Here is a 24,947-nt window from a genome sequence, read left to right as displayed (position 1 = left end):
TTTTGTTGAGCAGTCAGTAAGGCCGAAGCGATGTGACTGTGCAATCAAACGCAGGAAGTTTCGCCGCCTGTGGACAGGACCTGTCGCGATCAGGCAACTCAGCAGGCGTACATGGCCAACTTGCGCTGGATGAAATCAAGGAAGCACTGAATCCGCAGGGCCAGCTGGGTGTTGCGGTAGTACACCGCGTGGATCGGCTGGCGGTAGCCATTGTTGGCTTCGCTCAGCAGTACCTTGAGGCGGCCGGCGCGGATGTCTTCGTGGGTCATGAAATGCGACAGGGCGACGATGCCCTCTCCGGCCAGCGCCAGTTGGCGCAGGGTCTCGCCGCTGGAGGCGATCAGTGCCGGGCGGATGCCCCAGCGGTCACCCTGGGCGTGGCGCAACGGCCACTGGTTCAACGATTCAGGCTGGCTAAAGCCGAGCAGGCAGTGACCGTTCAGGTCTTCGACGTTTTTCGGCGTACCATGCCGCTCCAGGTATTCCGGGCTTGCCAGCACCTGGATCGGGCTGCAACCGAGCGAGCGGGCATGCAGGCTGGAGTCGGCAAGGTCACCGATGCGGATGGCCACGTCGGTGCTCTGTTCCAGCAGGTCGATGATCAGGTCGTCGGTGTTGAGCTCCAGCTCGATGCCGGGGTACTGGCGGCGGAACTCGCCGATCCACGGCAGGATGGCGTGCAGCATGAACGGCGCCGCGGCGTTGATGCGCAGGCGCCCGGACGGCGTCTGGCGATTCATCGACAGGCGCTCCTCCATCTCGTCCATCTGCTGCAGCACCAGGCGCGAGCGTTCGAGGAAGAAGCGGCCCTCCTCGGTGAGGTCCATGCGCCGGGTGGTGCGGTTGACCAAGGTGGTACCGAGCTTGGCCTCCAGGCGCGACAGGGTGCGGCTGACGGCCGACGGGGTCTGGCCCATCTGCTCGGCAGCAGCGGAGATTGAGCCGCAATCGATGACGGCGACGAATACCTGGAGTTCTTCGGAGCGGGTTTTCACTTGAGCGCCTGTGTCGGGTCCGTGCAGGGATTAGATAGCCTTGCCGAAGACCTTGTCCAGATGAGCTTCATAGGCCGCCAAGGCTGCCGGCACATCCGGGCGCTTCATCACATCCACTGCAAGGAAGGTTGGCAGCCCGGTCATACCCAGGAACTGGTTGGCCTTGTGGAACGGGAAATACACCGCATCGACACCCTTGCCCTCGAAGAAGTCGCTCGGGTCATCGAACGCTTGCTGTGGTGCGTTCCAGGTCAACGACAGCATGTATTGCTTGCCGTGCACCAGGCCACCGCTGCCGTACTTCTGCGAGTGGTCGGAGCGGGTACGGCCATCGTTGGCATAGAGGCTGCCGTGGCCAGCGGTGAAAACATCGTCGATGTACTTCTTCACGGTCCACGGTGCGCCCATCCACCAGCCTGGCATCTGGTAGATGATCACATCGGCCCAGAGGAATTTCTCGACTTCGGCCTGAGCGTCGTAGCCACCGTCGATGAAGGTCTGCTGCACATCGAAACCGGCACGGTCCAGATGCGCCAGCGCAGCGTCGTGCAGGGTCTGGTTGAGACGACCGTCAGAGTGGGCGAATTGTTTGCCGCCATTGAGCAGAAGGATCTTTTTCATGCTGGGCCTCGAGTCATTGGATGGATGACCGGCACAGTAATGGCTCATGGGCGCGGGATACAGCAGTTGGCGGTCAAAATACAATTGACCTGAAGTCACGAATCTCAACTTAATTATTGCCGTAGAATCGATTCTCCAATTATCTGTGAGTACGATCCATGAGCGAGCAGCACGCATTCATCCTCAAGGCCAAGACCCGTCCGGAAATGGCCGAAGCGTTCGAAACCCTGTTCCGTGCCTACGTCGAGCCCAGCCGCCAGGAACCAGGCTGCATCGAGTACCACATGCTGCGCGACCAGCAGGACCCGACCCTGTTCGTGTTCTATGAAGTGTGGGCCGACAAGGCAGCGCTGGACGTGCATTCAGCATTGCCGCACATGGTCGAGTTCTTCGAAAAGCGCATGGATTACCTGGAGCGCGATTTCGACATCCAGCCGATCGTCATGCTCAGCGCCTCGTCCGCTAACCGTTGATCAGCAGGTGGCCGCCCAGCGCGGCCAGGCCGATGAAGAAGCAGCGTTTGAACAGCACTGCGCTGATGCGCTGGCGCAACCACTGCCCGGCGAGCATGCCCAGCAGGGCCGGCGCCAGCATCAGCAGCGAAGCACCCAGCGCTTGCCCACCCAAGGCATCCTGGCCAGCCAGGCCGACGGCCAGCGCCAGGGTCGAGACCGTGAACGACAGGCCCAGCGCCTGGATCATCTCGTCGCGGCTCAAGCCCAGGCTCTGCAGGTAAGGCACCGCGGGCATGACGAACACGCCTGTGGCTGCCGTGACTACACCGGTCACCAGCCCACAGACCGGTCCCAACCACCCTTCCCGCTTCGGCGCCATCTGCAACGCTGGGCCTGCCAGCCCATACAGCGCGTAAATCACCAGCGCCGCCCCCAACGCATGCACCGCCCATGGCCCGCTGTTGATGCCCAGCCAGGCACTGCCCAGCAGCGTACCGACGAAGATCATCGCCAGCATCGGCCCGAGCCTGCGCAGCAGCGCCGGCAGATGCCCACCGGCTGCGAGTTGCCAGAGATTGGTCAGCGTCGACGGAACGATGAGAAGCGCCGCAGCCTGCGCCGGCGGCATAGCCAGCCCCAGCACGCCCATGGCGATGGTCGGCAGGCCGAGGCCGATAACACCTTTGACCGCACCGGCCAGCAGAAAGGTGATGACCACCAGCAGCGTCAGTGCCGGGCCGATGTTCTGGTAGAAAGCGATCAAGGTATTCATGGTGACCATGATGGCTTGCCGCAGCTGGACTGAAAATCTGCCATATTCTCAGCCAGACTCTTGCCAGGACAGAGGCAGATGCATTTCGACCTGATCGATCTCCGGCTTTTCCAGCACACCGTCGAATGCGGCAACATCACCGCCGGCGCCCGGCGCAGCCACCTGTCGCTGCCAGCGGCCAGCGCTCGCATCCGCGCCATGGAGGCCTCGCTTGGCACGCTTTTGCTTGAACGCAATCGCCGTGGCGTGCAGCCGACACCCGCCGGGCAGGCGCTGTTGCAGCATGCGCGGCTGATCGGCCAACAGGTCGAGCGCCTGCAGTTCGACCTGGCCCACTATGCCAAGGGCCAGCAAGGGCAAGTGCGGCTGCTGTGCAACACCGCAGCGCTGACCGAATACCTGCCGGAACTGCTGGCCAGCTACCTCGCCGACAACCCGGGGATCAGCGTCGATGTGCAGGAACTGCCCAGCCTGCGCATCGTGCAGGCGATCACCCAGGGCATGGCCGACCTGGGCATCATTTCCACCGCAGCGCCCAGCGCGCATCTGCAGACCTTGCCGTTTCGCGATGATCCGCTGGTGCTGGTGACACCGCTGGATCATCCGCTCGTCACCGAGCCCGCCCCGAGCTTTGTCGATAGCCTTGCCCATGGCCATGTCGGACTGGGGGCGAACAGCGCCCTGGCGCTCTACCTGGAGGAACAGGCCCTGCGCGAAGGCCATCGCATGCAGGTACGGGTGCGGGCCGAAGGGTTTGACGGGGTGATCCGCATGGTCGCTGGTGGTGCCGGTATCGGCGTGGTGCCGCTGGCCTCGGTGCAGCGCTGGAAGGGCATGTTGCCGGTGCACTGGGTGGCGCTGCGAGAGGATTGGGCCAACCGACGGTTGCTGCTGTGCGCGCGGGATTTTGCCGGGTTACCGGGCTATGCGGCGGGGTTGGTTGAGCGATTGATCCAGGCCTGAACGATTATCGTCGCTTGAAAGACTGCACTGAGCTTGAGCCCAGGGTAATGCCCAGATGAGTTCTGACGCGGCTTGATTACTCAGTGCGCGAGCGCCAACTCTCGTAAAGCGGCCGACGCGAGAAATCCGGAACGAGAGGCATAACGAGGGTCACGCTTCACTTTTTCGTCGATCCGCTGCAGCAGGTTTTCAGGCAGTGTTGCATTGAACCGCACGGCCTTCCCCAGATACGGCGTGACATCAAAATCAACGACAGCCCAGACCCCACCTGCATAATCGGGATTCGCCACATGGACGTCGACTTCCTGCGCTTGCGGAAGCGCTTCGTTATCAGCAACCAAGCCTTCGAAATGAAGCGCCAACGCCTCCTGAACATTCTCCAGCGCTTGAGCGACATTCGCACCGGCAGAGAAGCAGCCTGGCACATCGGGAACGGTCACGCCGTAGTCCGAACCGGCGTCCTTGTGCAATACGACCGGAAATTTCATTGCGCGTCTCCTCTGATGTTCGAGCTGTCGAAGCCACTGGACGGCTTCAAGCCAGCTTGCTTCAGGATGCTGTGTACGGTGCCTTCAGGCAGATCGCTCTTGGGATGAGGAACTGTCACCCTTCCCTTCTTGAACGGATGCCTGAACTGGCGATGGCTGCCCTTCACCTCGACTTCATACCACCCATCAATGAGCTGGATCACTTCACGACTGCGCATTCATCCTTCCTTCGGCAGTCGATGTGTATGATACACACCGAATTAACCAAAACGAAGCGCAGTACACACTATGCACACTTCCGGCGACCAGCGGATGGTTCAGATCGCCAAGTAGGCTTCAACTTACAGCCTTGTAGGAAACCTACATTTCTACCCTATACCCCCAGGGGGTATCACTTCAGATAAGACCGCAACAACGCCGCCACCTTATCCGCTTCTTCTTGCCGCTCCTCGGCGCTCAGCCCTTCCGCCACCAGATGTTCGCGGATGTGCCCTTCCATCACTTCGGTCATCAGCCCGTTCACCGCGCCGCGCACGGCGGCGATCTGCTGGAGGATCGCCAGGCAGTCCTTGTCCTGCTCCAGCGCGGTCTCCAGGGCGGCGGCCTGGCCTTTGATCTTGCGCACGCGGGTGAGCAGTTGTTTCTTGCTCTTGATCGTATGTGCCATTCGCTTTCACACCATGCTAGGTATACTGGGGTATAGTATATTTCTCGACCTTCCGGGAGCATGATAAACCATGGCGACACAAACCTCAGGCCGCTGGCAGCACAGCCACCAGTTCCACACCAGCAACCTCGGCGCCGAGCGCAAGACACGCCTGGCCGTGTGGCTGACGGCGATCATGATGGTGGCGGAAATCGCCGGGGGCTGGTTCTTCAACTCCATGGCCCTGCTCGCCGACGGCTGGCACATGAGCTCGCACGCCCTGGCCCTGGGGTTGTCGCTGCTGGCCTACGCTGCCGCGCGTCGTTATGCCAAGGACCAACGCTTCGCTTTTGGCACTTGGAAGATCGAGATCCTCGGCGGCTATTCCAGTGCCCTGCTGCTGCTCGGTGTGGCCGGCCTGATGGCCTTCCAGTCGGCCGAGCGCCTGCTGACGCCGGGGCCGATCCACTATGACGAGGCAATCTTCATCGCGGTGATTGGCCTGGCCGTGAACCTGATCTGCGCCTGGTTGCTGCGCGACGATCACGATCATCACCACCATGGCCATGACCATCATCACGACCACGGCCATCATCACCACGACCTGAACCTGCGCTCGGCCTATCTGCACGTGATTGCTGACCCGCCACCTCGGTGCTGGCGATCGTCGCCCTGCTGGCTGGCAAGTTCTGGGGTGCCAGCTGGCTCGACCCGGTGATGGGGCTGGTCGGTGCGGTGCTGGTGGCGCTCTGGGCCCGCGGCCTGCTGCGCGATACCGGCCGCGTCTTGCTGGATGCCGAGATGGATGCGCCAGTGGTCGAGGAAATTCGCGAAGTGGTCGCCGAACTGCCGGTACCCGCCACCATCACCGACCTGCACGTGTGGCGCGTGGGCAAAGACCAGTACGCCTGCATCCTCAGCCTGGCCACCCAGGCCGCACTGAGCGCCGACAGCGTGCGCCATGCACTCGCCGTGCACGAGGAACTGGCCCACATCACCGTCGAGGTCAACGCCCTGGCATAGCGCGGGCAGGCAGCTGGACGTCGAGCCCAGGCAACTGCAGCTCGGCGGATGGCCCTATGGTGACGAGTCATTCAGCCAGTCACCAGGAGTTGTGCCATGTCCGATTTCATCACCGTCCTGCGCGAAACCTGCCCGACGCCGGTCGTGGACGCCACCAAGTGGAAGCGCATCGGCGGCGATCCGCACACCGTCAACCTCAACGCCTACCTGTCGGCCGACGGCAGCAAGATCATGGGCACCTGGATCTGCACCCCGGGCAAGTTCGAGGTCAACTACGAAAAGTGGGAGTTCTGCCACTTCCTCGATGGCTACTGCATCATCACCCCGGAAGGCGAAGAGCCGAAGCACCTGAAAGCGGGTGATGTGTTCGTGATCGAACCGGGGATGAAAGGCACCTGGGAAGTGGTCGAAACCGTGCGCAAGTATTTCGTCTTCGCCTGATTTTTTGCCAGAGCGATGCAGGCCCTGTGGAAAACGCGAAACTTCCTACAGGGCCATCACTCTGTTGATCACCGGCAGCAGAAATAGCAAAACAGCCATAAATCCATTGAACTTCAGCAACATCTTCTGACTTTTACCCTCAGCTTGAACCCCCCTGCTTGTAGTCCTTTTCTGAATTACGCCACACCGCCCCATAGCGTATTGCCCTCGCTCTCTCCCAGACCTAGCCTGCACAGGTCGCCCGAATCGCCGGGCAGCATTGCCCATCCAAAACAATGTCAAGGAGAGGAATCATGGCATTCGACGCCTACATTCAGATCGACAGTATTCCAGGCGAAGCACTGGACGAAAAATGCAGCAAATGGATTGAAGTGCTGGGCTACGACTTTGGCGTCAGCCAAAGTACATCTGCCACTGCCAGTTCTGCAGGCGGCGCAACATCAGGCAGGACTTCCGTTACCAACTTCACTTTCACCAAATACCTCGACAGTGCCAGTTGCAAACTGATGGAAGCCAGTTGCACGGGCCAGCACCTAAAAGAGGTGAAGCTTGCCCTCTGCCGTGCTGGTGGTGACAAGCTCAGGTACTTCGAAATCATCCTCGAAGAAGTGATCATCGCCGAGTATTCGCAGGCCGTGGACACTGGAGTGCCATTGGAAGTGGTGCAGATCAATTACGGGCGTATCAAGACCACTTACACCCAGCAACGCCGCCACGATGGCAGTGGCGGCGGCAATATCGCCGGGGGCTGGGACCGAATCGGCAACAGAAAATACGCGTGAGGGTGCTGCCATGTCTGAAGCTCGCGCGTACCTGAACCTCAAGCTGCAAAACTATCACAGGCTGAAATCCGACCTAGCGCTGACCGGTCACTCCCTGGAAAAGTTTGATGTACTGAATTCACACATTGCCAATACGGTGGTCCGTAGCGGCGAACTTATCATCATCGGCGACCCCACCACGGCTTCCTGCACCAGCCAGGAAGCCTGGATGATGAGGCAGGCGACAATTGCGCACTTGGGGCTGATGCGCAACGGCCAGGGTGTGGATAACTTTTTCCTGGACAATTTCGAGACCTTGAAGAGCCTCATTGCGCATGCTTCTGTGGGCGCCGGAGTGGTCAGTGAAGGGTGGAGCAAGCACCTGAAAGCTATCGAAGCCACCTTGATGGAAATCGAGAAATTGCATCAACGGCATCTCGGGTCAGGAACGATGGCGGCTCGCGATCAGTTCTATGCAAAGCGTGCCGCCTTGTTCATGAAGCTGGATGAGCAGTTGAACAAGCTGGCTGCTTACGGTTCCGGGCTAAGGAACAAAAGCTCGATCAAAAGAACGTTGGGGATATCCACGAAGAGCTTTTTACACACAGGTGAAATTGCAGGGTATGCAAATAAGGTCGCCGGCGTAGCAAAGGCAGCCAACTTGATAAAGCAAGGTACCTACGTGGGTGTAGCTCTCCAAGTCGCAGGAACAGGGCTTGAGATCCACAAGGCTTGTACGCTCGGGCGTGAAGCAGATTGCGAGAGGGCGAAGTATGTTCAAGGAGGCCCACTAATAGGAGGGCTCGCAGGCGGAAGCGTTGGTGGTTATGCGGCTGGCACTCTCTTAGCCCCTGCACTATGCGCCGCGATCGGCTTATCGACGGCAGGCACGGGTGGACTGGTCTGTGCAGTAGTAATTGGCGGTACTGGGGCAACGATTGGTGGAAAAGTTGGAGAATGGCAAGGTGAAATCTACGGTGAGTTTCTGTATAGAGGGTTTTCAAGGTGAGCATTGTCGATGAAGGGCTAATCGCGGCAATCATCATTAACCTGATCATCGTCACCATGACAATACAGTGCATTATCGCCGCCCGGAGCACCGAGTACTTTGAGTCATTATTCCCTAACAGCCAATACATCATACAAAACAGAGCGACCTACGAGCGAGCCGGGCTGATCGGGAAACTAATGCGGACCGGGGCAATTTCAACAGTACTCGTACTACCATCGGTGTTCACAAAAAGAAGACTGGTGGAGCCAAAAGAGGTTGAATCATTCCCTAGAAAAACGAAGACTCTACTTATAACGCTCTGGACGCTGCACATAACTCTCTTCTCATCTCTTTTAATATCCCATTACCTGTATCTTCAAAGCTAACCGTGCAACTCCTTACAAGATGTACAAAACTAGATATCGCTATAGTTTGAAAAGACGTCGCAGAGCGGGGGCCTTGAAGCGCTCGCTTGTGGGATATTCGGCGGTACAGTGGGGGAATGGCAGGCGGAAAATTTGGAAATTAAGCAGGCGCCTGGGCTGGAGAACTTCTATACGAGGCAGTAGCAAAATGACAATCATGCACTGGATTTTTTTAGTCTACAGCATGACAGTCACAACTTTACTTTTCTTGAACCTGGCATTAACAATATATATCGCTCATCGCAAAATTGATTACATTGAAGGATTCTTATTAAACTGCAATGCAATAACCGACGAAAAAGAACTCTGGCTACATGCTGGCTTGATGGGAAAATTCTTTCGACTAACGAATATATCGCTCATTCTACTCATCCCTAAAATCTATGCACGGAAAAACCTCATTGACATTAAGGAAATAAATAATCTACCTTCAAAAATCAAGACCGTCCTAATCTTCTTAGGCTCCTCGCTTTTTATATTGACTATCGCATTTTTTGGCTTGGGAGTTTTCATGCATTACTTACCCCCCTTACCTAAATAATGTTCAAAAAACATCGCGGTACGGGCCTCCTCCCTCTGGTGCGCAGTTACAGAGGGAAAGCCGCCCGGCCCGCGATGAAGTCCTCGCTCGTCAATCCTTCTTGCGGTAGCCCTCGACAATCGCCGAGAAGTCCTTGCCGCCTTCACCGCGCAGGCTCATGGCCTGGTACAACTGCTGGGCCACGGCACCCAAAATCACCGGCTGATGTGCCTGACGCGCAGCCTCGGTAGCCAGCCCCAGGTCCTTGAGCATCAGTTCAGCACCAAACCCGCCGGTATACCCCCGCGAGGCGGGTGCAGTCTCGATGATGCCCGGCCACGGGTTGTAGGTATCGGAACTCCAGCAACGCCCGGTCGAACTGTTGATGATCCCCGCCAGCACCTTGGTGTCGATGCCCAGCGCATTGCCCAGGGCCATGGCCTCGGACACGCCGATCATCGAGATGCCCAGCAGCAGGTTGTTGCAGATCTTGGCGATCTGCCCGGTCCCCACTTCACCGCAATGCACGATGTTACGGCCCATCTGCTCCAGTACCGGCTTGAGCGTGGCGAACAGTTCTGCGCTGGCGCCGACCATGAAGGTCAGCGTGCCCGCCGCCGCGCCACCGGTCCCTCCGGACACCGGCGCATCGCCCATGTCCACGCCCTTGGCGGCAGCAGCCTTTGACACCTCACGTGCGGTCTGCGGGTCGATGGTGCTGCAATCCAGCGTCGGCGTGCCTGGGCGGATGCCTGCCAGCACGCCATCGTCTTCGTTGAGGTACACGGCGCGCACATGGGCCGCCGCCGGCAGCATGGTGATCACCAGCTCGCTGCTGGCCGCCGCGTCCCTCGGGGAGGCGCTGACCTGGCCGCCCAGTTCGGCGAGCTCGGCCAGCACCGTCTTGTTGAGGTCAAACAGGTTCAACTGGTGCCCGGCCTTGATCAGGTTGCGGGCCATGGGCGCGCCCATGTTGCCCAGGCCGATGAATGCGATACGCATGGCGTGCTCCTTAGCGCAGGCTGATGGTGGTGTTCACACCGTCATTGACGCTGTCGTCATCGAACCAACGGGCGGTGACGGTCTTGGTCTGAGTGTAGAACTGCACCACCTGCTTGCCGTACGGGCCGAGGTCGCCGAGCTTGGAGCCGCGCGAGCCGGTGAAGCTGAAGAACGGTACCGGTACCGGAATCGGAATGTTGATACCCACCTGGCCGATGTCGATCTCGCTCTGGAACTTGCGCGCCGCCGCGCCGCTCTGGGTGAACAGGCCGGTACCGTTGCCGAACGGGTTGGCGTTGACCAGGGCAATGGCTTCGTCGAGAGTGTCGACTTCCAGGGTCACCAGCACCGGGCCGAAGATTTCCTGGGTGTACACCTGCATGTCGGTCTTCACCCCGGAGAACAGGGTCGGGCCGACGAAGTTGCCTTGTTCATAGCCCGGCACCTTGACCCCACGGCCATCGAGTTCGAGCTTGGCACCTTCGCGGATGCCGCTTTCGATCAGGCCCAGCACACGCTCCTTGGCGCGCCTGGAAACCACCGGGCCGACATCGGTGCCGGGCTCGCAACCGGCGTTGACCTTGAGCTTGCTGGCCGCCTCCTTGATGTCTGGCAGCCAGTCACGCGCCTTGCCCACCAGCACCGCCACCGAGGTGGCCATGCAGCGCTGGCCTGCTGCACCGAAGGCGGCACCGACCAGGGCGTTGACGGTTTGCGTGCGGTTGGCGTCTGGCAGCACCACGGCGTGGTTCTTGGCGCCCATCATCGATTGCACACGCTTGCCGTGCTGGCTGGCGAGGTTGTACACGTGGGTGCCAACTTCGGTGGAACCGACGAAGGAGATCGCCTTGATGTCTGGGTGGGTGCAGATTGCATCGACCACCTGCTTGCCGCCGTGCACCACGTTGAGCACACCAGCCGGCACACCAGCCTCCAGCGCCAGCTCGACCAGCAACATGGTCGACAGCGGGTCCTGCTCGGAAGGCTTGAGGACAAAGGTGTTGCCGCAGACGATGGCCATCGGGAACATCCACAGCGGGATCATCGCCGGGAAGTTGAACGGGGTGATGCCGGCGCACACGCCGATGGGCTGGCGCAGGGTGTAGGTGTCCACGCCACTGGCGACGTTCTCGGCGAATTCGCCCATCTGCAGAGTGCCGATGGAAGCCGCGTGCTCGACCACTTCCAGGCCGCGGAAGATATCGCCTTCGGCATCGGCAAGGGTCTTGCCCTGCTCGGCGCTGAGCACCTGGGCGATGCGTTTGGTGTGTTCGCGGATCAGCGCCTGCAGCTTGAGCATGATGCGCATGCGCGCACCGATCGGGGTGTCACGCCAGGTCTTGAAGGCGCGCTGGCCGGCAGCCACGGCGGCATCCACTTCTTCGACGGTGGCGAACGGTACCCGCGCCAGCACTTCCTGGGTGGCCGGGTTGACGATGTCGCGCCATTCGCTGGTTTTCGACTCGACCCATTGGCCGTCGATCAGCAGCTTGACCTGCTCGACCTTGGTCTTGTCAGGGGACTGTGGTGCGTTCATCTGCGTTCTCCTTGGAATTATTGTCAGGACGAGATCGCCAGCGCCGGGCAAACGCGAGGTGGCGCCTTGGGGCTTTTTTCGAGTATAGATGTGCAAACATCCAACAAGAACGCACAAAAAAACCGGATCAACATGCAAAAAGACCTGACCTCCCTCAGTGCGCTGAACTGGGACGACCTGAAGTTCTTCCTCGAAGTGGCGCGCACGCGCAAAGCCAGCAGCGCGGCCAAGCGCCTGGCCGTCGACTACACCACGGTATCGCGGCGCATCAGCTCGCTGGAGGGGGCGATGGGCACGCTGCTGTTCGAAAAGTCGCGTACCAACGGCTTTGTCCTGACCGCCGAGGGGCAACGCCTGCTGGGCTACGCGGAGTCGATCGAGAGCACCTTGCACATGGCCTGCGAACAGGTCTCCGGCTCCGGCGTGGCGCTCTCGGGGCATGTGCGCATGGGGTGCACCGAAGGCTTTGGCAGTTTTTTCGTCACCCCGCAGCTGAGCCACTTCGTCGATGCCTACCCGGCGATCTCGGTAGATATCTTGCCGCTGCCGCACTTCATCAGCCTGTCCAAGCGCGAGGCGGACATCGTTATCGCCCTGGAGCGGCCAGAACATGGGCCTTATGTGTGCTGCAAGCTGTGCGACTATCGGCTGCGGCTGTATGCGACCCAGGACTATCTCGACAACCATGCGCCGATCCGCCAGGTCAGCGATCTGGCCAGCCACCCGTTCATCAGCTACGTGGACGACCTGGCGTTCAGTTCGGAGCTGCTGTACCTGGCCAACCTGATTCCCAATGCCAATGCGCATTTGCGCAGTACCAGTGTGATTGCCCAGTACACGGCAGCGCTGCAGGGGCGTGGGCTGGCGATATTGCCGTGCTTCCTGGCGGCGCAGGATACGCGGCTGGTGACGGTGTTGCCGGAGGAGATCGAGGTGACGCGGCAATTCTGGATGTATTGCCGGGAGGATTTGAGGAAGTTGAAGCGGATTACTCTGTTGTGGGATTACATCCGCGGGGTGACCGAGGCGAATGCGCCGTTGTTGATGGGTGAGACGCGCGAGATGCGCTTTGCTTAGGGTTGATGGAGGTCTTTAGGTGTTCGCCACAGCATTACCAGCGCCTATGAGAACGAGCGCCGCGCGGGCGGCGCTCGTTCTCATGAGCGCCGAAAGTCTCAAGGCAGGCACCTGTCAGCTACACCGCACTGTATTCTCTACAGCTATTTCAATAAGACGCCACCACAATCGACACCCGCCGGTTCTCGGTCCGCCCGGCGCTGGTGCGGTTGTCCGCCACTGGCTGCGTGCTGCCCAGCCCACGGGTATGAATGTTCTGCGCCTGCATGCCAACGTCGATCAACGCCTTGGCCACACTCTGCGCGCGTCGCTCGGACAACTGCTGGTTGTAGGCGGCCTTGCCCGAAGCATCGGCGTGGCCATCGACACGCACGCTCTGGATACCCACGCCCAGCAAAGCCTTGCCGATCCGCTCGACGATCGCCTGGCTCGGGGCATTGAGGCTGTCCAGGTCGCTGCCGAACAGCACCTTGCCCGACAGGTCGAATGCCCAGCCTTCCTCGGTAGGGGCGAAGCCTTCACGCTTGAGGACGGCGATCTGTTCGGCGCTCAGCCCTTTGGGTGGCGCGCTCTGGCACCCTGTCAACGCCAGCAAGGCCAGCAACATCACGACGAATGAAAGACGCAAACGCTGTATCACGGTTCAACTCCTGTTGCTGGAATCGGCGGCGGACCGTTCCGTCTGCGCCGCTTGCCACTGGCCACGGCGCTTGCGCTTGGCCTGGTACATCGCCGCATCGGCGGCATTGAGGAGGCTAGCAGGGTCATTGCCATCTTCCGGGTAGTAGGCGATGCCGACACTGAGCGACGTGGTGAGGCTTTCGCCGCTCTCGAGCAGCATCGGCAGCTGCATGCTGGTGATGATCTTCTCGGCGATGCGCTCTGCGTCCTCACGCGAGTGCAGCGGAGTCAGCAGCACGGCAAACTCGTCCCCCCCCAGGCGGGCCACCAGATCGTGCTCGCGCAGTTGCGCACGCACGCGGTCGGCCACGTTGATCAGCACTTCGTCCCCCACGGCATGGCCGAGGCTGTCGTTGATCTGCTTGAAGTGGTCACTGTCGAGGAACAGCAGCGCCACATGGTCTTGCTGCCGTGCAGCATTGCGCAGGCTGCGGCTGAGGCGCCCCTCGAAGAACGCGCGGTTGGGCAGGCCGGTAAGGCTATCGTGGCTGGCCTGGTGAGCCAGGGTGGCGTTCTCGTTTTGCAGGTGGCCGTGCCAGACCTCCAGTTCATCGAGCAAGGCATTGAAATCGTTACCCAACTCGTTCAGCTCGGCAATGGGCGCTTCCGGCACACGGCGGTCGAAACTGCGTTCGCGACGTGCGGCGTGGGCGACACTGGCCAGGCTGCGCAGGGGGCGCACGATGTCGCCAAGCAGGCGCCGCGACAGGTACAAGGCAACGAAGGCACTAAGGATGGTGCAGAACAGGATGCCGGCAAGACCGCTGAGCAGGAACAGCAGCAAGCTGCGGCCCTGGCCGACCAGCTCGATATGCCCGACTTGCTGTTGCTGGTGCATGATCGGCAGGTTGATCGGCCCATTCAGCAAGGCCGACGCCACCTGCGCCTCAAGGTGCCCGAGCACGCCTTCTTCACGGCGCTGCCAGTGCGCCAACTGCTCCCCATCGTTGTTGAATACCTTGGCGTCCGCCACTTCTTCGGTTTTGGCGATCAGTTCCAGCGCCTCATGGGCCGCTGCGCTGTCGTCGAACACCACCGCGGCTTCGACGGTGTAGTTGATCGAACGGGCAATCAGGTGCAGGTTGTGGTGGGCGTACACACGCAGGGCCAGCACACCGAGCAGGGTCAGCGAGATACCGGCCAGGCCCACTGCCATCAGCGCAACGCTGAGGTGGCCGCGGCCGAGTACCGAACGCAAGGTGGGACGCACGCCGGCCTTCCAGGCTGTACGCTTCATGGCACAGCTCCGCGTCGCCGTGACAGTTGCAACACGCTGGGATGGATACGCACGCCGGAACGTGCCACGGAGTCGAGGTTGACCTCGAACGCGACCTGCTGGTCACCGACGCGCAGGCAGAACAGGCTACCCACCGTGCACGGGTCATCGGCTTCGCTGATGCTCAGTACCGGATGGCCATTGATGGCCTGGAACAGGTGATCGCGCTGGGCATCGTCGAGCTTGCCGATGTACACCGCGTCACAGGCTTGGGCGACGTTCCGGTCGTCGGCCAGCAGGCGGCGCACCTGCAAGGGTTGGCCGGAGTTCTGCACGTTGCCCTTGATCAAATCGTCGGCATATTCGGTCGGGCCGATCATGCACAAGCGCAAGGGCACAGGTTCGGTAGGCCAGCGGGCATAGCTGAAGATGCCCAGGACCACTTGGGTTACCGCCTTGGCACGCTGCTGGGCCTGAGCGGAGGTGGCGGAACCGCCCGCCTGGACGGGGCCGGCCAACAGCGACAGGGCAACTAGAAGCAGCAAAAGCGCACAGCCTGTCAACCGCTCCCTGGCGCCTGTCATGTGAGAATTCTCTCAAAAACCTGTCTGAGTCGGCGCAACGATAGCACAACGCCGGCTAGCTGTAGGAGCCTCAGACTTGTTCAAGCATCAGGCCGGAAATACGCCGTACCTTGCGCAGCACCGCTTCCTCGAAAATGCCTTGGCGCGGCTCGATCAAGCTGAAGCAATGCTTGGCCCGGGTAATGCCGGTGTACACCAGTTCCTTGGTCAGCACCGGGTTGAGTGCATCCGGCAGCACCAGCGCGGTGTGGCTGAACTCGGAGCCCTGGGACTTATGCACCGTCATGGCGTAAACGGTCTCCACCTCGTTGAGGCGGCTGGGCAGCACGAAGCGCACCCCACCACTGCCGTCGTTACGCGGGAACGCCACACGCAGCAGCGCTTCACCGTGCTCGTCCGGCAAGCGCAGGGCGATACCAATGTCGCCGTTCATCAAGCCCAAGCCGTAGTCGTTGCGCGTCACCAGCACCGGGCGACCTTCATACCACGGCTGCTGGTTGTCGATCAGCCCGGCATTGTGCAGCACCCGCGCCACACGCTCGTTGAGGCCTTCGACACCCCAGGGCCCCTTGCGCACGGCGCACAGCAGCTGGAAGTCTTCGAAACTGTGCAGCACCCTGGCAGCCCACTGTTCCCAGCGCGGATCGTCGAAAGCGCTGCCCGGTGCGGGGCGATGGCGGCCAATGGCGCGCAGGTAGCTGCGATAGCCCTGAGGCCCTTCGTTACCGCGGTCGAGGCCGTCGAGAATCAGGCGGTCGAAAGCCCGATCCTGCTCACCGCGCAGCGCCAGGCCGAACACGTCCGCTGGCGGCATGCTCAGCAGGTCGCGTGCCGCCTGGGCCTCCTGGCGGTTGACCAGGCGCGCCAGCTGGCCGATGCCACTGCCTTCCCCAAAACGTCGCGAGAAGCGCAGCATCACCACTTGCTGGGCTAGCGGATTGCGTTGCGCATCGCCGGTTTTCAGGCCACTGGCGGCCAGCGGTTGGCCGCCGATGCGTTCCAGCCAGGCCTGGGTCGCGGGCGAATAGCAGCCCTCTTCGGCATCCCGGCACAGGTCACCGAGTACGGCGCCAGCCTCGACCGACGCCAGCTGGTCCTTGTCCCCGAGCAGAATCAGCCGCGCCTTGGGCGGCAATGCCTGCAGCAAGTTGGCCATCATCTCCAGGTCGATCATCGACGCCTCGTCGACCACCAGCACATCCAGCGGCAGCAGATTACCGGCGTGGTGACGGAAGTGCCGCGAGCCTGGGCGGCTGCCGAGCAGGCGATGCACGGTACTGACGTCGGTGGGGATCTGCCTGCGCACCTCGGCGCTGACCTGCAACCGTTCAACCTGCTGGCCAATGGATTCGGTCAGGCGTGCGGCGGCCTTGCCGGTCGGCGCGGCCAGGCGAATACGCAGCGGCCTGCCCTGCTCCACCGCAGGCGCCTGTAGCAGCGCCAACAAACGCACCACCGTGGTGGTTTTGCCGGTGCCAGGGCCGCCAGTGATGATGCTGAAGCCTGCACGGGTGGCCAGGGCGCAGGCGAGTTTCTGCCAGTCCACCTGCCCAGCCAGGGCGCCTTCGTCGAACAGCTGCGCCAGGCGCGCAGGCAGGTCGGCCGGGGTTGCTTCCTCCTGGCTCAGGCGCTGGCGCAGGGTCTGGTCGATCTGCCGCTCGTAGCTCCAGTAGCGGCGCAGGTACAGGCGCTGGCCGCTGAGCACCAGCGGACGCGCGTGCTGGCCCGGCGTATTGCCGGCAGCCACCAAGGGGCTTGCGGCAATGCGCTGCAGCCAGGTGGCCAGGCCGAGGTTGGCCAGCAGCTGCGAGGGCAACAGCAACGGGCCGGTCAGGGCATCGCCTTCGGGTGGCAGGGACAGGGCGAAATCCGGCTCGGCGAGGGTTTGTTGCAGGTCGAGGCAGACATGCCCGTGGCCCAGCTGGTGGCTGGCCAGTGCTGCCGCCAGCAGCAGCAACGGGTCACTGCCAGGGGCTCGCTCTTCAAGAAAGCTGACGAACGCCCGGTCGAGCGCACGCAGCCAGCCTCGCTCGACCCAGCGATCGAGCAACTGCAGCAGGTCTGCACTGTTGTGCTGGGGAGCCAGGGCCAGCAGGTGTTCAGCGTGCAGTGGTGCAGGCAAGAGATCATCGAGGGTTCGGCTCATGTCAGGGCTCCGGCAAACAGGTCCTGCTGCTCAGGCTGGTGCGCGCCCCGGAACAGCGCGTCGAGGGCCTCGATCAGCTCGCGTGGCGGCCTGGCGAAGTACACGCCGTGGCCACTGCAGCTGGCGCCACGCAGGAAGATGAACAGGGCACCGCCGACATGGCGGTCGTAATCGTAATCCGGCAGCCGTGCGCGCAGCTGGCGATGCAGGGCCAGCAGGTAGAGCACGTACTGCAGGTCGTAGCGGTGTTCAAGGATGGCTTTTTCCATGGCCTGGGTGTCGTAGGCCTGGGTGTCCGGGCCCAGCCAGTTGGACTTGTAGTCAGCCACGTAATAGCGCCCGTCGAGCTCGTATGCCAAGTCGATGAAACCTTTGAACATGCCATTGAGCAAGGTCGGCTGCGCAGCCGGGCGAGCCGTGCCGGGGTAGGTATGCCGGGCCACCAGGCGGTCGAGTTGCTCGGCGTCGACGTTGTGGCTGGCGAACCAGAACTCCATCTCGATCTGGTAATGCTGCAGTTGCGCGAGCGTCAGCTGCGAAGGGCCGGCCGGCAGCGGCTCGTTGAGCAGGCGCTGCAGCCACTGGCTGAGTGTCGGAATCCAGCCGGTCCAGCCGCGGCGGTTGCAACGTTGGCCAACCGTACGTTCGATGAGCTTGGGGTTGCCGGCGACCTCGGCAAAGCCTTCACGCCCGGCCCACTCCAGCAGCCCATGGAGGAAAGTGCCCGGGTTGGGGCCACGGGGAAAGCGATGGATGTCGCCGCCGTCGCCGGGTACTTCACGGATCGGTTGGGTATCGGCAACTTCGTCATCGAGCAGTTGCTGGGCCTGTGAGCTGTCGGCGCCGAGGGTCTGTTCACCCACGCGCAAGGCACTGTAGGACGCAATCCACCAATGTTCGGCGGCGGCCCGTCGTGGCTTGCGTGCGGGTATCAGCTCGTGTTCGGCCTGGGACGCACGGTAGCGCTCATCACTGGCCTGCGGCAGGGCCGGGCAGACAATGTGCTCACAGCCAGCCAGCAAGCTCTGCAGCCACTCCTTGAGGTGCTCCGAGCTGGGCAGTGGCAGGCCACCACCTAGCAGGTAGCCGAGCGCCGAGCGGTGCAGTTGCGAACGCTTCTGGTTGCCGCGCTTGAGGTCGGCGACCCCCAGCCAGCAGGCGTGCTGGGCACGCGTCAGCGCGACGTAGAGCAGGCGCAGGTCTTCGGCCAGGCGCTCCTCGTCGGCCAGGGCGACCTGCGCTGCGTCAGGGGCCAGCGTCAGCTGCGCGTTGCCCAAGCTGTCGTGCCAGGCCAGGGGCAGGCGGCTGCCATCCACCGGCTTGCTGGTGCAGATGAACGGCAAATAGACCAGCGGGTATTCCAGGCCTTTGGACTTGTGAATAGTCACCACCTTGACCAGCTGCTCGTCGCTCTCCAGCCGCAGGATCTGCTCCTCGCCCGCTTGACCGGAATTGGCCAGGTGCTCGGCGAGGTGACGGATCAGCGCCTGTTCGCCGTCCAGCTCAGTGGCCGCCTGCTGTAGCAGTTCGGCCAGGTGCAGCAGGTTGGTCAGCACGCGCTCACCCTCCGTGCGGCCGATCAGCGTGCGCGGCAACTCAAAGTCGTGCAGCAGGTGCCGCAACATGGGCAGCACACCCTGACGCTGCCAGATCTCTCGGTAGCGACGAAAACGCATGACCCAGCCCTCCCAGACCCGCTCGTCCTGGTTCAGCTGGTCAAGTTCAGCCAGCGACAGCTCCAGGGTCATGCTGGCCAGGGCGGCCTTGAGCAGGCGTTCGGAGTCCGGCTCGGCACAGGCCTTTAGCCAGGCCAGCAAGTCATGGGCCTCCTGGGCAGCGAATACCGAATCCTTGTCGGACAGGTACACGCTGCGCACATCGCGGGCGGCAAGCTCGTTGCGCACCAACTGCGCTTCATGGCCATCACGTACCAGGATGGCAATGTCCGAAGGCTGGCATGGGCGCAGTTCGCCCTGGTCATCGCTGAAGCCGGTCACCCCGCGCTGGCCGCCATTCAATACGCAAACGATATGGCTGGCGCAGCTGGCGGCCAGCTGCTGACGGTAGAGCGTGCTGGATACCGGCTCTTCGCTTTCCAGCTGCCAGCAGTGCAGTGCCGCACACGCCTTGCCGTCGATCAACAGGCGTTCACTGCGGCCCTTGGCGCGAACCTCGACGAACGGCAACGGGTTGTCGTCGGCTTCGCGGAACAGGAAGGCACCCTTGCCCTGCTCGCGGCCTTCGGCCTGCATGAAGACTCGGTTGACCGCCGCAACCATCGCCTGGCTGGAGCGGTAGTTGGTGTCCAGGCTGTGCAGCCGGCCGGCGGTGGCGCGCCGGGCCGACAGGTAGGTGTAGATATCGGCGCCACGGAAGGCGTAGATCGCCTGCTTGGGGTCGCCGATCATGAACAGGCCGGTGTCCGGGTTGTTCTCGCTGATGCGATAGATGCTTTCGAAAATGCCGTACTGGACCGGGTCGGTGTCCTGGAATTCGTCGATCAACGCCACCGGGAACTGCTCGCGGATCAGCGCCGCCAGGCGTTCTCCCGACTCCGTGCGCAACGCCTGCTGCAGACGTAGCAACATATCGTCGAAGCCCATCTCGGCGCGGCGGCGTTTTTCCACTTCGAAACGCGCCGCAACCCAAGCGGCGGCATGTTCAAGCAAGCGGGCATCCGGGCTGGTCAGGGCCTGCAGTTGTTGCTGCAGGTTCTGCATGGCATGCAGGGCCGGGTGGTCGGGCGGATCGGTTTTCCAGGCTTCAGCCATCCCGGCCGGGGTCAGGCGGGTAAAGCCGGTGCCCAAGTCGAGCTCCACCGTTTGTTCATCACTGGCCCATTTACGCAGTTTCTCGAACCAGGGCTCGAAGTAACGCGCCTGCAGTTTGCGACCATCGGCCTGTTTCGCTGCCACGGCGTCGTGACAGATCTGCTGCAGTTCATCCGCCCATTGGGCCCACGGCGCCTTGAGTTGGCGTAACTGCTCGACGCGCTGTTGCAGCGCGGCATCGATCAGCGCTTGCGGTTGCGCTTCGTCCTGCTGTGCACGCACACGGCCGAACAGCGGCCGGATGCGCGGCAGCAGGGCATCGGGACTGCCCCATTGGCTGCGCACCCAGTTCAGCGCTTCGCCGTGCATGCCATAACAGAAGCGCCGCCAGTAGTCGCGCATGACTTGGCCAAGCAGGTCGCTGTGGTCGGTTTCCAGGCTTTGGGTGAACAGGCTGCCGCTGTCGAAGGCATGCTCGCGGAGCATGCGCTGGCACCAGCCGTGGATGGTCGACACGGCTGCTTCATCCATCCACTGCACGGCGACTTCCAGCCGGTTGGCGCAGCGGGGCCAGTGTGCTTCGGCGTAGTCGTCGCGCAGCTGCAGCAGCAGCGGGTCGCCGCCTTCCAGTTCGCCGCGGAAGAACCGCGCAGCCTCGGCCAGACGAGCGCGGATACGCTCGCGCAGCTCCTTGGTGGCGGCATCGGTGAAGGTCACCACGAGAATCTGCGGCGGTAGCAATTCGCGGCCAAAGCCTTGCTCGCCGCCGTGGCCGAGGATCAGGCGCAGGTACAGTGCAGAAATGGTGAAGGTCTTGCCCGTACCGGCGCTGGCTTCGATCAGCTGGCTACCCTGCAGGGGAAAACTCAATGCCAGGGGGCGGGCCTGGGTCATGCTTGACTCTCCGGATTGCCTTGGGCCTGCCAGTCGGCGCTGAACAGGGGGCGGTACAAGGCTTCACACCAGCCTTCGAAAGTTTCGTCGGCGCTGAGCGCGGCGAAATCGCGGAACTGCCGCGCCAGGGCAACACTTTCGCTGCGCTCGCCAAAACTGGTGCGGCCATCCCCCTCGTAGGCACGGATGGCGGCAGCCATGGCCTTGTCAGGATCGTCCTGGGCCAGCCAGGCGAAAGCGGTCTTGGCGGCCACAGGCAACGGAGCATTCATCGCAGCCTGGCGCGCGAGTAGCAGGTGACCCAGCTGTTCGGCAGCCTGGGCCTGCGGCAAGGGGCCGAGCAGCAGTGTGATGTCGCTGGCCAGCAGCGCGCTGTGCAGGGGGTAACCCGCAGCGCAAGCTGCCAGGTGCATCACCCAGCTGGCAATCAGGCGGTGCCACTTGAAGGTGTTGCGCCCGGCGCTGATGGTGTTGGGCACCGTGGTGATGCTCAACAGGCTTTGATCGTCGGCCTTGTAGACCCGGCCCAGCCAACCCTCAAGACGATGGTTTGCATGTTCGAAGTGGATCGGCAGCGCACCGTCGACCACCGTTGGCCAGCGCTGCATCAGTTCGCGATGACGTTGCAGCAGATCGGTCAACGGCTGGATCAGTTCGGCCTGCAGCAGTTCACCAAACCCCGCCAGAGGCAGCATGCCGCAGGCTTGCAGCCGCCGGGCCTGAGCCTGTAATGCGTGCTCGGCGTTATCCGGATCGCTCAGGGCGGCGCCCAGCAGGCTCTCGCTGGCGCTGTAGCGTTGCAATGCGTCCAGAACAAATGGCTCTTCATCTGGCGTGGGCGCTTCCAAGGCTTCGAAGAACACTTTCAGCCGCTGGCTGAAGAAATGCCTTACTGGGTGACGCAAGAAGTCCTGCAACTGAGTGAGCGTCAGCGCTTCATCGCTGACGTAAGGAGGCAGGTCGAGGTCTGGCTGCTCGTGGTCAGTGGTGTGCTGGTGCAGCAATTGCCACTCGTGGGCATAGCTGAACAGCGCACTGCCCTTCTGGAAATAGCGCGCACTGAAAGGCTGCAGCGGGTGCTCCTGAGTCAATGCGTGGAGCAGGTGCTCACCGTCAGCATCACCCTTGAGGCGCCAACCGGCAGCCAGGTGATCGCGTAGCTGGCCGATCAACACCGAGGCGGGCCGCTCGCTGTTATCACGGATGCTACGACCCACCCAGCTGATATAGAGCTGGTCACGTGCCGACAGCAGCGCTTCAAGCAGCAGATAGCGGTCGTCCTCGCGACGCGAACGATCACCGGGCCGGTAGTCGCTGGCCATCAGGTCGAAGTCCAGCGGCGGCTGGGCGCGGGGGTAGTCGCCATCGTTCATACCCAGCAAACAGACGACGCGGAACGGAATGGCCCGCATCGGCATCAAGGTGCAGAAGTTCACCGAACCGGCGAGAAAACGCTGGGACAGCTTGCCTTCGTCGAGGCCCGACAACCAGGCCTCGCGGATCACCGTGAGTGGCAGCTGGTCTTGCAGGCCTACGGTTTCGCAGACTTCCAGCCAGCCATCGCGCAATTCCTGCAGTTGCATCAACAGGTATTCGTCGTGCTCCTCTTCGGCAAGGAAGAACACTTGCAGCAACGCGTTGAGGCGATCCCCCCATTCACTGGCAGTGGCAGGTTGAGACAAGGCTTGGTTGGCCACATCGAGGGCATCGAGCAATGCGACCAGCGGGCCGATCAAGGCGGCATCCAGGCCGCCGATTTCATCGTAGGGTTCGATGCCGTCGCAACCCTCTCCCATGCCAACCGCGTAGCCCAGCAGCATGCGCCGCAGGCCGAAGCGCCAACTGTTCTGCTCAAGGCCCTGGGGCAACCCGAGGGTGGCGCGCTGGTCGGCGTTCAACCCCCAGCGAATACCCGCGCCTTCGATCCAGCGGTGCAGGGTGGGCAGGTCACTTTCGCGGATGCCGAAACGCGCGCGGACCGCCGGAACGTCGAGCAGGTCGAGCACCTCGCTGACGGTGAAGCGGCTGTCGGGGAGTTTGAGCAGGTGCTCAAGCGCAATCAGCAGCGGATCACGGCCACGCTGGCCTTGGTCGGTCAGGGTAAACGGGATGTAGCGCGGGTCGTTGCGCTGCAATTGCCCGAACACCGCGCGGATATGCGGCGCGTAAGTGTCGATTGCCGGGAGCATGACGATGACGTCACGCGGGCGTAGCGTCGGATCGGCGCTGAAACGGGCCAGTAGTTGATCGTGGAGGATTTCCACCTCACGCTGCGGGCTGTGTGCCACATGGAAACGCACCGAACGGTCCTTGGCCAGGTTGACCTCGGGCCACAGCTCGCGGCTTTCAGCCAGTGGGCGCAGTTCAAGAATGTCGTCCTGAAGCTGGTTCAGCAGCGTGGTGGGCTGGCCTTCGCTGAACAGGTCGATACGGCCATCGCTGAATACGCCCTGGTAACTGCCCGGGTCGTCGTAGCTGTCCAGCAGGTTGATGTAATCACGGCCTTGCTTGCCCCAGGCTGCGAGCAATGGGTGAGCATGCTGATGCAGCGACTCGTCATCCAGCTGCACGGGCATGCCTGGCTTGCGCTGTTGACGCTTGTACTGGTGACGCAGCAGGTCCTTGTCGGCAACGATGTCTGCCCAGTGGTGACGGCAAGGGTTGTGAACGCAGAGCAGTACCTGGCTGAAACGGGACAAACCGGCAAGCGCTTCCAATGCCTGGGCAGGCAAAGAAGAAATACCGAATACGATCACCCGCGAAGGAAGCCCGTGAGGTGCGCTTTGCAGGCTGTTGATCCGTTCGATGAAGCGCTGGTGTACCCCTGCCCGGCTCTGCGCCATGCCCAGTTCGCCAACATCTTCAAGCAATGCCCGCCACAGTTCGGCCTGCCAGCGGTTGCCTGGGGCGAGGGGCTTGCGCTCTCCACGGGCGGTATTGAGGATGTGCTCGCCGGCTGCCCAGTCCTTGAGCCAGTCGGCACGATAGACCTGGTATTGGTCGAACAGGTCTGCCAGGCGCTCGGCCAGCTGATAGCGCTTGCGCAGGTCATTGTCATCGGTGAGAAAGCGACGTAGCGGTTCGAAATGCGGGCGCTCGATCAGTGCAGGCAACAGGCGCATCAGGCGCCAGGTCAGCGGTGCTTTGTCGAGCAGCGAAACTTCTGGGATCTCGTCGCGCCCGAGCACTTTGCGGTACAACTGCCACATGAAGCTACCGGGCAGTTGCACATCGATGGCGGCAGCAATCCCGCACCCCCCCATGTCATCGTCTTGTGGGTCCTCGGCAAGGGCGAGCTTGAGCCATTGGGCGATGCCATTGCTTTGTACCAGGGCGATTTCGTTTTCCAGCGGTGCCAGCGGGTAGCGGCGCATCCAACTCACGACCAGGCTGCGCAGGTCGTCCAGGCGGTTGCCGTGGACGATCATGAAACCAGGTTGCAGTGAGGTAGTGCTGGGCATGGAAAAGTCCCTGGGAGAATAAGGGGGAACGATATCACGGCTGGCTGCCGATGCTGGGCCAGGTAAAAGCCAGAAAAGACAAAACCCCTACCTGCATGCGCAGATAGGGGTTTTGCGAAATGAATCTTGACGATGACCTACTCTCACATGGGGAAACCCCACACTACCATCGGCGATGCATCGTTTCACTACTGAGTTCGGGATGGGATCAGGTGGTTCCAATGCTCTATGGTCGTCAAGAAATTCTGTTGCCAGAATGTCTTTTGAACACTCTTGGCTAATTCGGATATGTGAATTTGTGGTCGTGCGAACTTTCGGTTCGTATCATCTTCACCACCGCAATCTGCGCTAGCAAATTGCTTGGGTGTTATATGGTCAAGCCTCACGGGCAATTAGTATTGGTTAGCTCAACGCCTCACAGCGCTTACACACCCAACCTATCAACGTCGTAGTCTTCGACGGCCCTTCAGGGAACTC

20 protein-coding genes, 2 rRNA genes and 1 pseudogene are annotated in these 24,947 nt (G+C 61.8%); 7 read left to right on the top strand and 16 right to left on the bottom strand.

Annotation, left to right across the window (positions count from 1 at the left end; all coding sequences use genetic code 11):
- Positions 1 to 98: 98 nt before the first annotated feature.
- Entirely contained in the window at positions 99 to 995 is an 897-nt protein-coding gene (locus tag L6D64_RS05600) for a LysR family transcriptional regulator (protein ID WP_176507678.1), read from the bottom strand.
- Between the two features lie 30 nt (positions 996 to 1,025).
- Positions 1,026 to 1,616 (bottom strand): NADPH:quinone oxidoreductase MdaB, encoded by a 591-nt coding sequence (gene mdaB, locus L6D64_RS05595; protein WP_060508731.1) that lies wholly within the window; start codon positions 1,614 to 1,616, stop codon positions 1,026 to 1,028.
- Positions 1,617 to 1,774: 158 nt separating this feature from the next.
- Between mdaB and L6D64_RS05590 the strand changes: the two genes are divergently transcribed.
- On the top strand, positions 1,775 to 2,089 hold the full coding sequence (locus L6D64_RS05590) for a putative quinol monooxygenase (RefSeq protein WP_176507677.1): 315 nt from the start codon (positions 1,775 to 1,777) through the stop codon (positions 2,087 to 2,089).
- Here L6D64_RS05590 and L6D64_RS05585 read toward each other — a convergent pair.
- Entirely contained in the window at positions 2,079 to 2,843 is a 765-nt protein-coding gene (locus tag L6D64_RS05585) for a sulfite exporter TauE/SafE family protein (protein WP_176507727.1), read from the bottom strand. The genes L6D64_RS05590 and L6D64_RS05585 overlap by 11 nt on opposite strands.
- Before the next feature lie 78 nt (positions 2,844 to 2,921).
- Between L6D64_RS05585 and L6D64_RS05580 the strand changes: the two genes are divergently transcribed.
- Positions 2,922 to 3,806, top strand: coding sequence for a LysR family transcriptional regulator (locus L6D64_RS05580; RefSeq protein WP_176507676.1), 885 nt, complete (start codon positions 2,922 to 2,924; stop codon positions 3,804 to 3,806).
- Positions 3,807 to 3,886: 80 nt separating this feature from the next.
- On the opposite strand, the gene L6D64_RS05575 is transcribed toward L6D64_RS05580, so the two are convergent.
- The 3 genes from L6D64_RS05575 to L6D64_RS05565 form a co-directional block, all read right to left on the bottom strand.
- The gene (locus L6D64_RS05575; RefSeq protein WP_176507675.1) at positions 3,887 to 4,294 is read right to left on the bottom strand and encodes a type II toxin-antitoxin system HicB family antitoxin; all 408 of its coding nucleotides are present in this window, start codon (positions 4,292 to 4,294) and stop codon (positions 3,887 to 3,889) included.
- On the bottom strand, positions 4,291 to 4,512 hold the full coding sequence (locus L6D64_RS05570) for a type II toxin-antitoxin system HicA family toxin (RefSeq protein ID WP_176507674.1): 222 nt from the start codon (positions 4,510 to 4,512) through the stop codon (positions 4,291 to 4,293). The genes L6D64_RS05575 and L6D64_RS05570 overlap by 4 nt, the downstream gene beginning before the upstream one ends.
- Before the next feature lie 173 nt (positions 4,513 to 4,685).
- Entirely contained in the window at positions 4,686 to 4,961 is a 276-nt protein-coding gene (locus tag L6D64_RS05565) for a metal/formaldehyde-sensitive transcriptional repressor (protein WP_110639471.1), read from the bottom strand.
- Between the two features lie 70 nt (positions 4,962 to 5,031).
- On the opposite strand from L6D64_RS05565, the pseudogene dmeF reads away from it, so the two are divergent.
- From dmeF to L6D64_RS05545, 4 genes and pseudogenes are all read left to right on the top strand, one after another.
- Positions 5,032 to 5,963, top strand: a pseudogene (gene dmeF / locus L6D64_RS05560) (CDF family Co(II)/Ni(II) efflux transporter DmeF).
- Positions 5,964 to 6,059: 96 nt separating this feature from the next.
- On the top strand, positions 6,060 to 6,404 hold the full coding sequence (locus tag L6D64_RS05555) for a cupin domain-containing protein (protein WP_003258412.1): 345 nt from the start codon (positions 6,060 to 6,062) through the stop codon (positions 6,402 to 6,404).
- Positions 6,405 to 6,697: 293 nt separating this feature from the next.
- Positions 6,698 to 7,186: an Hcp family type VI secretion system effector gene (locus L6D64_RS05550; protein ID WP_176507673.1), complete on the top strand. Its 489-nt coding sequence runs from the start codon at positions 6,698 to 6,700 to the stop codon at positions 7,184 to 7,186.
- Positions 7,187 to 7,196: 10 nt separating this feature from the next.
- Positions 7,197 to 8,174, top strand: coding sequence for a hypothetical protein (locus L6D64_RS05545; RefSeq protein ID WP_176507672.1), 978 nt, complete (start codon positions 7,197 to 7,199; stop codon positions 8,172 to 8,174).
- Between the two features lie 1,038 nt (positions 8,175 to 9,212).
- On the opposite strand, the gene mmsB is transcribed toward L6D64_RS05545, so the two are convergent.
- Both mmsB and L6D64_RS05535 read right to left on the bottom strand, forming a co-directional pair.
- Positions 9,213 to 10,103: a 3-hydroxyisobutyrate dehydrogenase gene (gene mmsB / locus L6D64_RS05540; protein ID WP_176507671.1), complete on the bottom strand. Its 891-nt coding sequence runs from the start codon at positions 10,101 to 10,103 to the stop codon at positions 9,213 to 9,215.
- 10 nt (positions 10,104 to 10,113) lie between these two features.
- Positions 10,114 to 11,640, bottom strand: coding sequence for a CoA-acylating methylmalonate-semialdehyde dehydrogenase (locus L6D64_RS05535; RefSeq protein WP_176507670.1), 1,527 nt, complete (start codon positions 11,638 to 11,640; stop codon positions 10,114 to 10,116).
- Between the two features lie 132 nt (positions 11,641 to 11,772).
- Here L6D64_RS05535 and L6D64_RS05530 point away from each other — a divergent pair, with 132 nt between their 5' ends.
- Positions 11,773 to 12,717 (top strand): LysR family transcriptional regulator, encoded by a 945-nt coding sequence (locus tag L6D64_RS05530; protein WP_176507669.1) that lies wholly within the window; start codon positions 11,773 to 11,775, stop codon positions 12,715 to 12,717.
- Between the two features lie 148 nt (positions 12,718 to 12,865).
- On the opposite strand, the gene yfiB is transcribed toward L6D64_RS05530, so the two are convergent.
- The 8 genes from yfiB to L6D64_RS05490 form a co-directional block, all read right to left on the bottom strand.
- A complete protein-coding gene (gene yfiB, locus L6D64_RS05525; protein ID WP_476748439.1) occupies positions 12,866 to 13,357 on the bottom strand; it encodes an outer membrane lipoprotein YfiB in 492 nt (163 codons plus the stop codon).
- Positions 13,358 to 13,360: 3 nt separating this feature from the next.
- On the bottom strand, positions 13,361 to 14,635 hold the full coding sequence (dgcN, locus tag L6D64_RS05520; RefSeq protein WP_176507668.1) for a diguanylate cyclase DgcN/YfiN: 1,275 nt from the start codon (positions 14,633 to 14,635) through the stop codon (positions 13,361 to 13,363).
- On the bottom strand, positions 14,632 to 15,198 hold the full coding sequence (gene yfiR, locus L6D64_RS05515) for a regulatory sequestration protein YfiR (protein ID WP_176507667.1): 567 nt from the start codon (positions 15,196 to 15,198) through the stop codon (positions 14,632 to 14,634). The genes dgcN and yfiR overlap by 4 nt, the downstream gene beginning before the upstream one ends.
- A 70-nt stretch (positions 15,199 to 15,268) precedes the next feature.
- Positions 15,269 to 17,344 carry an exodeoxyribonuclease V subunit alpha gene (gene recD, locus L6D64_RS05510; protein ID WP_176507666.1) on the bottom strand — a complete coding sequence of 692 codons (2,076 nt, stop codon included), beginning with the start codon at positions 17,342 to 17,344 and terminating at the stop codon, positions 15,269 to 15,271.
- Complete coding sequence (gene recB / locus L6D64_RS05505) at positions 17,341 to 21,009, bottom strand: exodeoxyribonuclease V subunit beta (RefSeq protein ID WP_176507665.1); 3,669 nt, start codon at positions 21,007 to 21,009, stop codon at positions 17,341 to 17,343. Before recB ends, recD begins: the two co-directional genes overlap by 4 nt.
- Positions 21,006 to 24,470, bottom strand: a complete 3,465-nt coding sequence (gene recC, locus L6D64_RS05500; RefSeq protein WP_176507664.1) for an exodeoxyribonuclease V subunit gamma — start codon at positions 24,468 to 24,470, stop codon at positions 21,006 to 21,008. The genes recB and recC overlap by 4 nt, the downstream gene beginning before the upstream one ends.
- A 124-nt stretch (positions 24,471 to 24,594) precedes the next feature.
- Positions 24,595 to 24,710 (bottom strand): 5S ribosomal RNA (gene rrf / locus L6D64_RS05495).
- Positions 24,711 to 24,841: 131 nt separating this feature from the next.
- Positions 24,842 to 24,947, bottom strand: a 23S ribosomal RNA gene (locus tag L6D64_RS05490); the annotation flags it as partial.

The sequence above is a fragment of the Pseudomonas urethralis genome, from assembly GCF_021602465.1.
GTDB lineage: Bacteria > Pseudomonadota > Gammaproteobacteria > Pseudomonadales > Pseudomonadaceae > Aquipseudomonas > Aquipseudomonas vlassakiae.
Note: the sequence above shows the minus strand (reverse complement) of the source record. Positions and strands in the feature narration are given on the sequence as shown.

What these genes read in the sequence shown, in the direction of transcription:
- mdaB (WP_060508731.1), bottom strand. Translation starts at nt 1,616, where the DNA reads ATGAAAAAGATCCTTCTGCTCAATGGCGGCAAACAATTCGCCCACTCT.
- L6D64_RS05590 (WP_176507677.1), top strand. Translation starts at nt 1,775, where the DNA reads ATGAGCGAGCAGCACGCATTCATCCTCAAGGCCAAGACCCGTCCGGAA.
- L6D64_RS05585 (WP_176507727.1), bottom strand. Translation starts at nt 2,843, where the DNA reads ATGAATACCTTGATCGCTTTCTACCAGAACATCGGCCCGGCACTGACG.
- L6D64_RS05580 (WP_176507676.1), top strand. Translation starts at nt 2,922, where the DNA reads ATGCATTTCGACCTGATCGATCTCCGGCTTTTCCAGCACACCGTCGAA.
- L6D64_RS05575 (WP_176507675.1), bottom strand. Translation starts at nt 4,294, where the DNA reads ATGAAATTTCCGGTCGTATTGCACAAGGACGCCGGTTCGGACTACGGC.
- L6D64_RS05570 (WP_176507674.1), bottom strand. Translation starts at nt 4,512, where the DNA reads ATGCGCAGTCGTGAAGTGATCCAGCTCATTGATGGGTGGTATGAAGTC.
- L6D64_RS05565 (WP_110639471.1), bottom strand. Translation starts at nt 4,961, where the DNA reads ATGGCACATACGATCAAGAGCAAGAAACAACTGCTCACCCGCGTGCGC.
- L6D64_RS05555 (WP_003258412.1), top strand. Translation starts at nt 6,060, where the DNA reads ATGTCCGATTTCATCACCGTCCTGCGCGAAACCTGCCCGACGCCGGTC.
- L6D64_RS05550 (WP_176507673.1), top strand. Translation starts at nt 6,698, where the DNA reads ATGGCATTCGACGCCTACATTCAGATCGACAGTATTCCAGGCGAAGCA.
- L6D64_RS05545 (WP_176507672.1), top strand. Translation starts at nt 7,197, where the DNA reads ATGTCTGAAGCTCGCGCGTACCTGAACCTCAAGCTGCAAAACTATCAC.
- mmsB (WP_176507671.1), bottom strand. Translation starts at nt 10,103, where the DNA reads ATGCGTATCGCATTCATCGGCCTGGGCAACATGGGCGCGCCCATGGCC.
- L6D64_RS05535 (WP_176507670.1), bottom strand. Translation starts at nt 11,640, where the DNA reads ATGAACGCACCACAGTCCCCTGACAAGACCAAGGTCGAGCAGGTCAAG.
- L6D64_RS05530 (WP_176507669.1), top strand. Translation starts at nt 11,773, where the DNA reads ATGCAAAAAGACCTGACCTCCCTCAGTGCGCTGAACTGGGACGACCTG.
- dgcN (WP_176507668.1), bottom strand. Translation starts at nt 14,635, where the DNA reads ATGAAGCGTACAGCCTGGAAGGCCGGCGTGCGTCCCACCTTGCGTTCG.
- yfiR (WP_176507667.1), bottom strand. Translation starts at nt 15,198, where the DNA reads ATGACAGGCGCCAGGGAGCGGTTGACAGGCTGTGCGCTTTTGCTGCTT.
- recD (WP_176507666.1), bottom strand. Translation starts at nt 17,344, where the DNA reads ATGAGCCGAACCCTCGATGATCTCTTGCCTGCACCACTGCACGCTGAA.
- recB (WP_176507665.1), bottom strand. Translation starts at nt 21,009, where the DNA reads ATGACCCAGGCCCGCCCCCTGGCATTGAGTTTTCCCCTGCAGGGTAGC.
- recC (WP_176507664.1), bottom strand. Translation starts at nt 24,470, where the DNA reads ATGCCCAGCACTACCTCACTGCAACCTGGTTTCATGATCGTCCACGGC.